A 13,644-nucleotide genomic window follows, 5' to 3' on the forward strand; every position below is an offset into this window, starting at 1 on the left:
GGTTTTAGTCCAGTTCTGGATGATATTCGTTGTTAATGATGGCGGTGCTCAATTGCGGGGCAGCAGGCTCATGGTGACGCTGCGACATTTGCGTCAGCACATCACGCAAGGCAGTAATGCCTGCGCCAGTTTTGGCGCTCACTCTAATTCTTGTAATCTTACCATACTCATCCTGCTCGACACCGGGTTCTATGGCTCCCAGGTCAATCTTGTTCATGACCAGAATTTGGGGTACGTGCAAAGCGCCAATTTCCGCCAGCACCTTGTTGACCTCGGCGATCTGCTTGTCGCGATTCGGATTGCAGGCATCGACGACATGCAGAAGCAGATCCGCCTGGATGGTTTCTTCCAGCGTCGCCCGAAAGCTTTCCACCAGGGTATGCGGCAGGCGGGTGATGAACCCGACTGTATCGGAGATGACGATTTCACCCGCATCCGGTAGATACAGTTGACGTGTGGTGGTATCCAGGGTGGCAAACAACTGGTCAGCCGCATAGCTGCCGGCATGCGTCAAGGTGTTGAATAGCGTGGATTTTCCGGTATTGGTATAACCCACCAGCGATACTGACATGACTCGACCCCGGCTGCGCGCGCGGCGCTGCACGGTGCGCTGGCGATGCTGCTTGACCAGCCTGTCCTTTAATAGTCTGACGCGTTTGCCGATCAGACGGCGGTCGGTTTCCAGCTGGGTCTCACCCGGGCCGCGCAGTCCGACGCCGCCTTTTTGCCGTTCCAGGTGTGTCCAGCCTCGCACCAGGCGCGTAGAGATGTGTCCGAGCTGGGCGAGCTCGATCTGCAACTGGCCTTCGGCACTTTGCGCACGGCGCGCAAAAATATCCAGTATCAGGCTGGTGCGGTCCACGACGCGGCACTGTAATATCTTTTCCAGATTGCGTTCCTGGGCCGGGGATAATGCGTGATTGAAGATCACGACACCCGCCTCGGTACCTTGCACCATGGCGGCTATTTCTTCCACTTTCCCGCTGCCGGCGAATAGGGCGGCATCAGGTCGGGCACGGCGACCTTCGATCAGTCCGACCACATCAAGCTGGGCGCTTTCCGCCAGCCGATGCAGCTCTTCCACGCTATCCGCGTAATCGGGCTCGCCAAAATCCAGACTGGCCAGAACAACACGTTCACTACCAGCGTGACGCTCAAACATGAAAAGATGCCACGATGGTTTTGCCCGGCCGGTGTGCTGGCACGCGCACCGGGCAGCAGTCTGATAGGCCGAAATTATTCAGCGCCTTGATCCGGGCGAAGATTGACCGCACGTGCAGGTACGACGGTAGAAATGGCATGTTTGTATACCATCTGTGTGACTGCATTTTTGAGCAACACAACGTATTGATCAAACGATTCAACGTGACCCTGTAATTTAATGCCGTTGACCAGATAGATGGAAACAGGTACGTGTTCCTTGCGTAGCACGTTAAGAAAGGGATCCTGCAATAATTGACCCTTGGATACGCTCATTTTTATGTACTCCCAAGCTTGTTGGATATTGGTTGATTATGCGGTCAAGCTGCATATCGGGCAAATATGGGAAAATGCTGATATGCAGGTCATGCCGTCAGTGTATCGAATTGCGGACGCCCGAAGTGGTAACCCTGCCCCCAATTGACGCCCATTTCACGCAGGAGTTCCGCTGTTTCCGCATCCTCGATATTTTCTGCAATGGTGGTAATGCCCTGCTTGCAGGACAGGTCGACAATACTTTGTACCATATCGCGAATTTTCAAGTTGTGACGTAAATTGGCCACCATCCAGCCCTCGATTTTGAGAAAACTGACAGGCAGCTTGGCCAGATACAGAAATGAGGAATAACCACTGCCGAAATCATCCAGGGCCAAGCGAAATCCCGAGTCCAGCAGCGGTTGTATTTCGCGCATCAGGAGATCGAAGTTGGCGATGTATTGGCGTTCGGTAATTTCGAATACCAGCGGCTTGATCGAATCCACCGTGACTGCGCAGCTGCTGCATATCTGCTGGGTGTGTTCAAGCAGTTGTTTGACCAAGTCGCCACGTGCCAGAAATTGCGGCGACAAATTCACAAAATGGGCGAAATCCTGTGTGGCACCGGCGTCCAGGCGCGCGGCGCAACGCATGATGGCTTGGCGGGTAACGCTTTGATCCACCAGGTGGATCAGGTGTAAACCTTCAGCGGCCTCGATGAATTCAGCGGCAGGTGCAGCTCGCCCGGTTTTTCCGATCAGGCGCGCCAGTGCTTCATCGGCGACCGATTCACCGGTCGAAAGGTTGACCATGATTTGATAGGCCGTAACAATGCGTTCGTCCTGTAATGCGGATTGCAGTTCTCCGGCATGCCAAAGCAGGCCACGCTGCGCCGTCTGGTGCAAAGCGACACGATCGCGCCCTGCGTTCTTGGCTTCGTACAGGGCACTATCCGCTTCGGCCAGAATACGGGTAATGGTTTTATCGCCACCACTGAAAACGCTGACACCGGCACTCAAAGTGAGATTCAAACTGCCGTGTGCTGTCGTGATCGGGTGTAGCGCATAGGCCTGGCGCAGCCTGTCCATGGCCGAAAATGCCTGGGTACCGTCCACTTTATGCAAGTAAATGAAGAATTCTTCACCACCCCAGCGGGCAATCCAGTCGCCGTCGCGCATCTGCCCGTGCAAAATGGCGGCCGCCTGCTGCAGGACGATATCGCCAGTTTCATGCCCATAATGGTCATTGATCAGCTTGAATCGATCCAGATCACAAATTGCAATGGCGAAATCTTCGCCGCTGCGTCGGGCGCGTGCGAATTCCTCGGCCAAACGGGTTTCTGCAGCGCGGCGGTTAGGCAAGGCAGTGAGCGGATCGGAAAGCGCCAGCGCCTTGAGTTCCTCGCGCTGTTGTTTCTGGAGTAAAAATTGCCCGAACCAGGCGGCAAGAAGCTCGATGTATGCGATATCATCTTGCGAACATGCATTTTCCTTTGGCTTGCGATGCAGAAAGGATAAGGTACCAAAGAGGTGGTCTCCTACCCATATTGGCGTGCCCACGTACACATGAAAACCAAACCGGGTGTGCAATATATGTTCGCGGTAGTGGATATCCAGGCTCAGATCAGGAAGGCACAGGCTGTTCCGGGAAATTGCAACAGCATGAGAAATCGAGTCATGTAACGGGATTTGCCACGGTATATGGCATATTCCCGTCGCATCGTATAAGTAATGCAGAGTGTAATGCTCATCGACTTCACCAACCAGGGCTGTTTCCATATTCATGGCCTGTGCTGCGGTTTCGAGCATGGCGTCGATTTTTTGCATTTCATCCAGGCTGCGATCTGTGGCTAATCGCCACAGGGCGCGCAACCGATCCTGCGAACTGGAGTCGGCGTGGCCTGAATCTGATGTTCCGGGTAAGCGCTTGTTCATCAGGGTGTATTTTTCAGGAACTGCATTTATGTGGGCATGATGACCTGCGGATCGGGCGATTTGCATTCGGTCTGGTCAACATGGCAAAAAGGCACAGCAGGCATTATTCCGGCGCAATTTGCGCGTTGCGCAAGCGTGCTGCGGCAGTTTCCGGACTGATTGTATTGACAAATAATCCGGAACCCAGTTCAAAGCCGGTCGGGATCGAGGTGCGCGGGCAGATTTCCAGGTGCCAGTGATAGCTGGCAGCATGTTCGGCGGTATGGCCGTCATGCGGCACCGCATGCAGGAAGTAGTTGTACTGGGCACCGCCGATCACGGCATCGAGACGCGCCATGGTGCGTTTGACCACGGTGGCCAGATCGGCCAGATCCTCCGTGCTGACCGCCAGGAAATCCGATTGGTGGGTCAATGGCAGGATGTGCACTTCCCATTCGAAACGGCTGGCGAACGGCTTGATGGCGATGAATTTTTCGCCGCGCTCCACCACGTATTGACCGACGTCGATCTTGCGCCGGATTTCACCGGAGTTACGGTCGTAAATGGTGGCTTCAAAGGTAAGCGCTTCGTCAATCAGCGCGCAGAAAATACAGTGATGGTGTTTGCGAAAATACTCACGGCTATTGTCCACTTCGGCCTGTACGTTCTCGGGCACCACTGGCATGGCAATGACCTGGCTATGGGTGTGCGGGATGGACGCGCCTGCCGCCGGGCCGAAATTCTTGAATACCAGGACATACTTGAGGCGGTCGTCCGAGGCATAAATCTGTTCCATGCGGTCTCGATAGGCGCCAAACAGCATGGCCAGGTGAGCGCTGCTCATGTCATGCAGAGCGGTGCCATGCTCGAAATGATCGATAATGACTTCGTGGCGGCCGTAGCCATCAATGGTTTGTTGCAGCCCAAAACTGAAATTGCTCTGGGTACGGTCATCACCCAGCACCGGGTAGAGGTTTTCCACGATGCGGATGTCCCAGTCACCGCTGGACGGATAGGTGAGGATTTGCGGGGGGGTCTTGTCTTCATTGCCACGGCAGAACGGGCAGGTTTCCACGTGCTTGCGGGTGTCACGCGGCGCCAGATCTTCGGCTTTTTTCGGGCGCATGCTACGCGCTGTGGCAACCAGCACCGATTCGCTGGGTACAATCGGGTTGATGCGAATTTCACGGGTTTCGTTGGCTTCACTCATATTGTTTCCTTCTTGTTTTTGACAGCTCAATCTTTTTTGCGCCGCTTGCCATAGAGCTTGCGTCCCACCATGCGCTTACGGTGCGCCTGGCGCTCTTCGTTCTCGGTGAGCGGCGCGGGTTTTCTGCCGGCGAACGGGTTTGCGCCCACGTTGAACTGCACCCGCAATGGCGTGCCTTCGAGCTTGAATGCCTGGCGGAAGGTTTTTTCCAGATAGCGTTTATAGCTGGCGCTGATTTTATCCAGTGCGCTGCCATGTACCACGATGAGGGGCGGATTCATTCCGCCCTGGTGGGCATAGCGGGGCTTGGGACGGAACGGGCCGGACTTGGGCGGCTGATGGGCAATCACGGCATCCATCAGGATACGGGTGAGCTGGGGAGTGGGCATTTTTGCCATGGCAGCGGCATAAGCCAGATCCACCGAGCCGATCAGCCCGCCCACGCCATTGCCCTTGAGTGCGGAAATGTAATGGAATTTGGCGAATTCCAGAAACTGCAGCTTGCGCGAAATCTCGCGTTTGACGGTATCGCGCTTGTAATCGTCGAGGTCATCCCACTTGTTCACTGCCACCACCAGTGCGCGCCCGGTCTCCAGGATGAAGCCGGCCATATGCGCGTCCTGCTCGGAGATATCAGTCTGCGCATCCAGCACCAGCACAACTACGTTCGCGTCCTCGATGGCCTGCAGGGTTTTGACCACGGAGAATTTCTCGATGGCTTCAAAAATCTTGCCGCGGCGACGCACGCCGGCGGTATCGATCAGGGTGTATTTCTTGCCGGCGCGTTCAAAATCGATGTAGATACTGTCGCGCGTGGTGCCGGGCTGGTCGAAGGCAATGACGCGCTCTTCACCCAGGAGCGTATTGACCAGCGTGGATTTGCCCACGTTGGGGCGGCCTACGATGGCAATTTTCGGGTGCCTGTCTGACTCGTCTTCGGTGGCATCCGGGAAGGTCTCCAGTGCCAGATCCACCAGTTCCTGTACCCCTTCGCCGTGGCTCGCGGAAATTGCCAGTGGATCGCCCAGCGCCAGTTCGTGAAATTCGGCTGTCACCACTTCACGGCGCATGCCTTCGGCTTTGTTTACCACCAGATACACCGGGCGTCCGCTCTGGCGCAGGCGGTCGGCAATGATCTTGTCCTGTGCGGTACAGCCGGTACGCACGTCCACCATGAACAGGATGACATCGGCTTCGTCGACAGCCTGCAGGGTCTGACGTGCCATTTCGTGCATGATGCCGTCTTTTACCACGGGTTCGAAGCCTCCCGTGTCAACCACCAGATAGGGCTTGTCGCCCACCTTGCCATGACCATAATGGCGGTCGCGGGTAAGGCCGGGAATATCCGCAACAATGGCGTCGCGCGTCTTGGTCAGACGGTTAAACAGGGTGGATTTGCCCACATTGGGGCGGCCGACCAGTACGAGAGTGGGTTTCATGGTTTATGCATTGCCGTGTATTGAGCGGCGGTTGGTTCCGGTTTAGATATTACAACGCGAGTGCGTAGACATTGCCATTGGCTGTTTGCACGACGACCCCGCCGCTGCGAGGCAGCGGACGGCTGATAATAGCCGAGCCGTCGGTAGCGCTACGTCCTGCAAAATGACCATCATCCAGTGCCAGCAGGTGGACATAGCCTTGAGCATCGCCTACCGCCAGATAAGCGCCGGCCCGGTGGGGTGCGGTGGTGCCGCGCGCACGCAATTTGTCCTGCGTCCACAGGCTCGCGCCGCGGGTTTTTTCCAGCGCAACGACTTCGCCTTTGTCATTGGTTACATAAAGATTGCTGTCATCCATCGTGATGCCGGCTACGCTGGACAACTCGCGCGCCCAGTTGAGATTGCCGGAGCGCAGGTCAAAGCATGCCACGCGCCCCTGATAAGCAGCCGCACACACCTGCTTGTTATCGGCGACCGGCGTGCTGGTGACATCCGCAATACGTTCGATTTCGGAAGCGCCTTTGGGAATGGCTACACTGGCTTCCCAGCCCACCGCGCCTGTATCAAGTGCCAAGGCAACCAGTTTGCCGCCAGCGTAACCGGCAAATACGGCGCCCTGGGTAATCAGGACGCCAGGCTGGCTGCGCAGCGTCAACGCAGGCAATGTGTGTTCGTACATCCATTTGCGTTTGCCGTCCTTGGCATCCAATGCGTAAATATGGCCGTCCGCGGTGCGTGCCACGACAATGCCGTCGGCCACTTGCGGAACACCCAGGACTTCGCTGGAGAGTTGCGCCTGCCAGCGCGGTTTGCCATTGCTATCGAATGCCAATAGCTTGCCTTTGGGTGTACCTACCAGTTCCAGGTCCTCTCCTATGCCAACGCCGGCGGACAGCTTGTCACCCGTTGCAATTTGCCAGACGGTGGCGCCATTGCCGGCATCGAGTCTGGCCAGTTGTCCATCGTATCCTGCAACATAAATCGCGTCGGCACTCAGGCCGGGTGCAAAGGCGTAGCCATGCGCTTTTCCTATCTTGGCCTGCCAGCCGGCCTTGAGATTGACTGCAGGCTTGAATTCCACCAGCGGCGTGGGTTTTTCTGCAGGGGAACTGCTGAACCAGTTCATGGGATTCATGCTGGAGCAGCCGGCAAGTGCCGCGACGAGTGCGAATACGCTAATGCGTGGCAGCATTGGGATGAGTTTGTTCATTTGGGTTCCCCGCCGAGGGCGTCGAGTTTGACTTCAATATATTTGCGGAATGTGTTTTGGGCGTCGAGCTTTTCCAGTGCAATTTTGTAACTGGCGCGCGCTTCAGCAATCTTGTTTTGCTGTACCAGCGCATCGCCCTTGAGATCATTGAAACGCGCTGTGAAGGCCTCATTGTAAGGGGCATCCAGCAATTTAAGCGCGCCTGCCGGATCTTTCTGTTGCAATAGTATGGCGGCCAGACGCAGCACTGCCAATTGCTTGATCCCGTCTTCACTGGTGTGATCGATGACCCATCGCAACTGTGTTTCGGCTGTTTTCGTATCGCCCGTCTGCATACTCTTGCTTGCGGAAATCAATGCGGCACGCGTTGCATAGGGAGTGCCTGGATATTTGTCGATAAGGGTTGCGGTATCATCCTTGATGGCTTTGGATTGATTCGCCTGCAAGCCGAGCTGTAACGCGCCGTATACTACGGCAGCCTGGGCAGCTTTTTCGTGTTGATGATATCGCCACCATTGCGCGCCAGCTGCACCCATGGCCAGTATGACCAAGGCGCCTGTTAGCCATATGCCATAGCGTTTCCACCAGTCTTTGAGCGCGTCGAGTTTTTCCTGTTCTTCCAGATCGAAAGTCATGTTCAGTTCCTTGATTGCAAAATGGCTGTCACCTCAGCGAGGCTGCAACGTGCCTGTTCAGCGGTTTCTCGTAATGATTTCAGGGTAACGCTGGCATCTGCTGCTTCGTCGTCGCCGATAATCAGCGCAAAACGTGCGCCGCTGGCATCGGCTTTTTTCATTTGGGTTTTGAAGCCGCCGCCGCCGCAGTGTAACACCACGTTCAACCCGGCCTGACGCAAGCTGTTGGCGACCTGCCAGGCAAACACCGTGGCGGCATCACCCTGGTGAACGAGGTAGGCATCAATAGAGGCCGGAGGTACAGCGATGCCGGATTCATCCATCAATGCCAGCAAACGCTCCACCCCCATTGCGTAACCGCATGCTGGCGCAGGTTTACCGCCGATCTGTTCGATCAGGCTGTCGTAGCGGCCGCCAGCGCAGACGGTGCCCTGCGCACCGAGTTTGTCGGTAACCCATTCGAATACGGTGTAATTGTAGTAATCCAGCCCGCGTACCAGACGCGGGTTGATCCGGTATTCGATGCCATTGCCACGCAGCAGGTTCTGTACCGCCTCGAAGTGCTTGAGGGCTGCTTCGTCAAGCTCATCCATCAATCGCGGCGCAGATTCGACCAGCGCCTGCATGGCGGGGTTCTTGGTGTCGAGAATACGCAGTGGGTTGCTATGCAGACGGCGCTGGGCATCTGCGTCGAGCTGATCCTGATGAGCTTCGAAATGGGTGATCAGGCGCGCACGGTGGCGTGCACGGCTGGCGGCATTGCCGAGCGTGTTGAGCTCCAGCACGATGTCGCTGAGCCCAAGACGTCGCCACAGGTCGGCGGTCATTACCATATGCTCGGCGTCAATATCCGGCCCGGCGTAACCAAGCGCCTCGACACCGACCTGGTGAAATTGCCGGTAGCGGCCTTTTTGCGGGCGTTCATGGCGGAACATGGGGCCGGCATACCACAATCGCTGAGGTGCGTTATAGAGCAGGTTATGCTGGATTACGGCACGTACGCAGGCGGCCGTACCTTCCGGGCGTAATGCGAGATGTTCGCCGTTCAGGACATCCTCGAATGCGTACATTTCTTTTTCGACAATGTCGGTGACCTCACCGATGGCGCGTTTGAACAAGGTGCTCTGCTCGACGATGGGCGTGCGGATTTCCCGGTAACCGTAAGCCGCAAGCCAGTCGCGTATGACAGCCTCGAAATGCTGCCAGCGCGGGCTGTGCTCGGGCAGGATGTCGTTCATCCCGCGGATGGCCTGGATAGTGTCACTCATGTTTAAAATCGTTTCTTTTGCTACACAGGGCAGGGTACATCAATTGATATCCCGTAATTCTGCGGTAAATGTTTTCAGGCAACGGCAATCGGGATGGTCTTGGGTTTGTTGACAGGTTGTCCGTCAGCATAGTGGGTCTGTACATAGTCTTCGACAATCTGCTGAAACTCCTCGGCGATGCGCTCACCTTTCAATGTCACGGTTTTTTTGCCATCCACATACACGGGTGCGACCGGCACTTCACCGGTGCCGGGCAGGGAAATACCGATGTTGGCGTGTTTGGATTCACCCGGTCCGTTCACCACGCAGCCCATCACCGCGACGCGCATGTCTTCGACGCCGGGATAATGGTTGCGCCATACCGGCATCTGATCGCGCAGATAACGCTGGATATCCTGCGCCAGATGTTGAAATACGGTGCTGGTGGTCCGGCCGCAGCCAGGACAGGCGATGACCATTGGGGTGAACGAGCGCAAACCCATGGTTTGCAGGATTTCCTGCGCCACCACGACTTCCTGGGTACGGTCGCCACCGGGTTGCGGGGTCAGGGAAATACGCAGGGTGTCACCAATGCCTTCCTGCAGCAATACCGCGAGCGCGGCGGTCGACGCGACAATGCCCTTGGAACCCATGCCCGCCTCGGTCAGACCCAGATGGAGCGGATACTCGCTGCGCGTGGACAATTCGCGGTAAGTGCTGATCAGGTCCTGAACACCGGACAGCTTGCACGACAGGATGATGTGATCGCCCGGCAGGCCAAGTTCTTCGGCTTTATGTGCGGAATCCAGTGCCGAGACGATGAGCGCTTCGCGCATCACCCATTCAGCCTCGCGAGGTTCGGCCTGCTTGGCGTTGTCATCCATCATTTTTGCCAGCAGGGCCTGATCCAGGCTGCCCCAGTTGACCCCGATGCGCACCGGTTTGTCATAACGGCAGGCAGTTTCGATCATGGCCGCGAACTGCTCGTCGCGCTTGCTGCCCTTGCCGACATTGCCGGGGTTGATGCGATATTTCCCGAGCGCTTCAGCACAGGCCGGAACGCTGGTCAGCAGCTTGTGGCCATTGAAATGAAAATCGCCGATCAACGGTACATCACAGCCGCGCTGATCCAGCAGGTCACGTATGCGTGGCACGGCCTCGGCCGCTTCCTGTGTATTTACGGTGATACGCACCAGCTCGGAGCCGGCGCGCCACAGCGCATACACCTGCTCGGCTGTCGCCGCGACATCGGCGGTGTCCGTGTTGGTCATCGATTGCACCACAATCGGCGCGTCGCCACCGACTGCAATATTGCCAATACGTACTTTGCGTGTGAAGTGGCGCGGAATGTGGAAATCAAACATGGTTTACTCGATCGTCAGACGCGCGACGTTTGTGCCAGGGCGTGGTGTGAGGGTAACCGGCTTGCCGTTGTAGGTTATTGTGACGTCCGATGCATTGCCAACGATAGCGCTAAAAGGTGCTTTACCCGAAAGTTGTGCGGTTTCTCCGGCACGATAGATGCGCGAGGTGAGACGCCGTTTGGCGGCATCGGTAATTTGTACCCAGGCATCCTGTGCAAAGCTGAGCTGGATGTGATCGTTGCCCTCTGTCTGGACAGGTGCCTCGGCTGGTGTCACAACCGGAGCGGTGGATGGTATTGCAGGCTCGGTCTGGGGCATCTCGTGTGGCTGCCCAACCTTTGGGGTATCCGGTGTCGGGGCAATTTTTGGGGCGGGTATGGATACTCGTGGTGCCGCTATGGGTGAGGTGGGGAGCATTGCCCGGGAGGTGTGGTCGGTGCGTAACCACTGATACACCGCTAACGGCAGCGCGACCACGATGACCAGCGCCAGCAGAACGAATTTGAGCCAATGCCGGGAGAGACTGCTGGTAAGCGCGATGTGTTCATCGTGGATAGTGAGTGTTTCTGAAGTACCGGCTGGCGGAGCTTGCATGCTATCCAGCAGCGGTTGCGGATCAATCTGTAACAGTCGCGCGTAGTTGCGTACGAAACCCCTGCTGTATATCGGACCCAGGCTGGCGAAGTCGTCCTGTTCGATCGCTTCAATCTGGGTGGGCGTTAGTTTGAGGCGATAGGCGACATCATTCACACTCATTCCTTGCCCCTGGCGGAGAGCAGTGAGCCGCGCCCCTACAGATTGAGCGGTATCATGACCGAACTGTTCGTCTGCGCTCATTCGTATTGTCCACTCAGCAGCAAACGCGTTTCCGGTGCATCGGGGAAATTCTTGCGCAACTGGAAGCCGTAGTTTGCCTCGGCATTGCGTTCACCCATTTTGCGCATCAGGCGCACACCGAGCCAGAGTGCTTCGGCACTGGGTCTGCTGACATCAAAATAGCGTAAAAGCAATGTACGTGATTCGGCATAACGGCCCTGGCGAAAATAGATCTCGGCAAGCTGCGAAAGGGCTTGCGGCTGGTTGGGCTGAAGCTTGAGCGCGCGTTCGAAATAGGCCACGGCAGCGGTCTGATTACCTGCCTTTAGCGAACACACTCCGGCATTGGTGAGTGCGCGTTCAGGCGAGGGATAGAGTGGATTGCGCAATGCCATGTTGAATTGTGCGATGGCAGGTTCGTAGCGGCTGCGCGTGCACAGGAACCAGCCATAATTATTATGTGTCTCGGAGTCATTGGGCGCCAGCTCGATTGCGTGGAGAAAGTTGCTCTCGGCCGTTTTGTCTTCGCGCAGCTGCATGTAGACCAGGCCAAACATGTTGTAGGCGGGCGCATAGGTGCTGTCGGCGCTGATCGCATCGCGCAATTCATGCAACGCAATCGCATATTGGGTGCGAGTGTAATAGTCGGCGGCGAGCTCGGTGTGTATGCGAGCACGATTTTGTGCTTCACTCAAGTTGCTGGTTGAAGTCTGCTGAGAACTGAGGTCTGCGCCGGGTGGCTGCGCACAAGCGCTCAGCAGCAGACTAACGAGCAGAACAGCAAATTTGTTCAAAGTGATACCTCCATGCGGCGCATGACTCGCCGGGTTTTATCCTGAACTTGTCCGGCCAGCTGGCCGCAGGCGGCATCAATGTCGTCGCCACGGGTTTTACGGGTGGTCACGATATGGCCCGCCTGCATCAGCATATCGCGAAACCGGCGTATCGCATCACTGCGCGAACAGCGGTAACCGGAATCCGGGAACGGGTTGAACGGGATCAGGTTGAATTTACAGGGTACGTCGCGTACCAGATCGATCAGCTGGCTGGCGTGTTCGGGCTGGTCGTTGATGCCATCCAGCATGACATACTCGAAGGTGACAAAATCACGTGGCGCTTTTTCCAGATAACGCAGGCAGGCGTCCATCAGCTGCGCCAGGGGATATTTCTGGTTGATCGGCACCAGAATATCGCGCAGCTTGTCGTTGGGTGCGTGCAATGAAACAGCCAGTGCCACCGGACAATCCTCGCGCAACCGGTCCATGGCGGGTACCAGGCCGGAGGTGCTGACTGTTACCCGGCGCCGCGACAGGCCATAGGCATGGTCGTCGAGCATGATATTGAGCGCGGTGACCACGTTGGAATAGTTTGCCAGCGGTTCACCCATGCCCATCATGACCACGTTGGTGACGATACGCTCACCTTTCGGGTCGCGTCCCATCGCGTGGTTTGCCCACCATAGCTGGCCGATGATTTCAGCCACTGACAGGTTGCGGTTGAAGCCCTGCCGGCCGGTAGAGCAGAACGTGCATTCCAGCGCGCAGCCGACTTGCGACGATACACACAGGGTGCCACGCGTGCCATCCGGAATGAATACGGTTTCCACACCGTTCATGCTGCCCACATCCAGCAACCATTTGCGGGTGCCGTCTGTGGATGCCTGCTCCGCCATCATGCTAGGCGGGGTTATCGTCGTCAGCTGCCCGAGTTTCTCGCGCAACGACTTGGCCAGATCGCTCATTTCAGCGAAATCCGCGGCGCCGAAATGATGCATCCAGCGCATCACCTGCTTGGCGCGAAACGGCTTCTCGCCAAGTTCGGCGAAATAGGCGGCAAGGCCGGGCAGGTCGTAATCAAGCAGGTTGACGGGCATGGATTGAACGGTTTAAGTGTCTTAGAGCGACCAGGATGCTTAACGCGAGTAAACGTTCAGTGCCGGGAAATAGTAGGCGATTTCAACAGCAGCAGTTTCTGCTGCGTCCGAGCCGTGGACGGCGTTGGCATCAATGCTGTCCGCAAAATCGGCGCGGATGGTACCAGGAGCCGCTTTTTTCGGGTCAGTTGCACCCATCAGGTCACGGTTTTTAAGAATTGCGCCTTCACCTTCGACAACTTGTACCATGACAGGGCCGGAAATCATGAACTCCACCAGATCCTTGAAGAACGGACGCTCGCGGTGGACAGCATAAAAGCCTTCGGCTTCAGCGCGGGACAAATGCATCATGCGCGCGGCGATAATTTTCAGGCCGGCATCTTCAAAACGCTGATAAATTTTACCGATTACATTTTTGGCAACTGCATCGGGTTTGATGATGGAAAGGGTGCGTTCGACAGCCATTGCGGTACTCCGTGGAT

Annotated in this window: 13 protein-coding genes; all 13 read right to left on the minus strand. The window is 56.6% G+C overall.

The features are described from left to right. Positions 1–4: 4 nt before the first annotated feature. The 13 genes from hflX to ndk all read right to left on the minus strand — a co-directional run bounded on the left by hflX (position 5) and on the right by ndk (position 13,627). Entirely contained in the window at positions 5–1,162 is a 1,158-nt protein-coding gene (gene hflX, locus ACYCZJ_RS09835; RefSeq protein ID WP_461554043.1) for a GTPase HflX, read from the minus strand. Positions 1,163–1,236: 74 nt separating this feature from the next. Beyond that, positions 1,237–1,476 (minus strand): RNA chaperone Hfq, encoded by a 240-nt coding sequence (gene hfq / locus ACYCZJ_RS09840; protein WP_124705921.1) that lies wholly within the window; start codon positions 1,474–1,476, stop codon positions 1,237–1,239. A gap of 89 nt (positions 1,477–1,565) precedes the next feature. After that, on the minus strand, positions 1,566–3,389 hold the full coding sequence (locus ACYCZJ_RS09845; protein WP_461554044.1) for a putative bifunctional diguanylate cyclase/phosphodiesterase: 1,824 nt from the start codon (positions 3,387–3,389) through the stop codon (positions 1,566–1,568). A 103-nt stretch (positions 3,390–3,492) separates the two neighbouring features. Next, the gene (locus ACYCZJ_RS09850) at positions 3,493–4,578 is read right to left on the minus strand and encodes a galactose-1-phosphate uridylyltransferase (protein ID WP_461554045.1); all 1,086 of its coding nucleotides are present in this window, start codon (positions 4,576–4,578) and stop codon (positions 3,493–3,495) included. Between the two features lie 26 nt (positions 4,579–4,604). After that, complete coding sequence (gene der / locus ACYCZJ_RS09855) at positions 4,605–6,017, minus strand: ribosome biogenesis GTPase Der (protein ID WP_461554046.1); 1,413 nt, start codon at positions 6,015–6,017, stop codon at positions 4,605–4,607. 49 nt (positions 6,018–6,066) lie between these two features. After that, complete coding sequence (gene bamB, locus ACYCZJ_RS09860; protein ID WP_461554047.1) at positions 6,067–7,227, minus strand: outer membrane protein assembly factor BamB; 1,161 nt, start codon at positions 7,225–7,227, stop codon at positions 6,067–6,069. Beyond that, on the minus strand, positions 7,224–7,862 hold the full coding sequence (locus tag ACYCZJ_RS09865; RefSeq protein WP_461554048.1) for a YfgM family protein: 639 nt from the start codon (positions 7,860–7,862) through the stop codon (positions 7,224–7,226). Before ACYCZJ_RS09865 ends, bamB begins: the two co-directional genes overlap by 4 nt. A 2-nt stretch (positions 7,863–7,864) precedes the next feature. Further along, positions 7,865–9,130 carry a histidine--tRNA ligase gene (hisS, locus tag ACYCZJ_RS09870; RefSeq protein WP_461554049.1) on the minus strand — a complete coding sequence of 422 codons (1,266 nt, stop codon included), beginning with the start codon at positions 9,128–9,130 and terminating at the stop codon, positions 7,865–7,867. 74 nt (positions 9,131–9,204) lie between these two features. Further along, on the minus strand, positions 9,205–10,473 hold the full coding sequence (ispG, locus tag ACYCZJ_RS09875; protein ID WP_461554050.1) for a flavodoxin-dependent (E)-4-hydroxy-3-methylbut-2-enyl-diphosphate synthase: 1,269 nt from the start codon (positions 10,471–10,473) through the stop codon (positions 9,205–9,207). Positions 10,474–10,476: 3 nt separating this feature from the next. Then, entirely contained in the window at positions 10,477–11,310 is an 834-nt protein-coding gene (locus tag ACYCZJ_RS09880) for a RodZ domain-containing protein (protein ID WP_461554051.1), read from the minus strand. Further along, positions 11,307–12,083, minus strand: coding sequence for a type IV pilus biogenesis/stability protein PilW (gene pilW, locus ACYCZJ_RS09885; protein ID WP_461554052.1), 777 nt, complete (start codon positions 12,081–12,083; stop codon positions 11,307–11,309). Before pilW ends, ACYCZJ_RS09880 begins: the two co-directional genes overlap by 4 nt. Continuing rightward, positions 12,080–13,162 (minus strand): dual-specificity RNA methyltransferase RlmN, encoded by a 1,083-nt coding sequence (gene rlmN, locus ACYCZJ_RS09890; RefSeq protein WP_461554053.1) that lies wholly within the window; start codon positions 13,160–13,162, stop codon positions 12,080–12,082. Before rlmN ends, pilW begins: the two co-directional genes overlap by 4 nt. Before the next feature lie 39 nt (positions 13,163–13,201). Then, positions 13,202–13,627, minus strand: coding sequence for a nucleoside-diphosphate kinase (gene ndk, locus ACYCZJ_RS09895; protein ID WP_461554054.1), 426 nt, complete (start codon positions 13,625–13,627; stop codon positions 13,202–13,204). Between the last annotated feature and the right edge of the window lie 17 nt (positions 13,628–13,644).

Source organism: Sulfuriferula sp. (genome assembly GCF_054605375.1).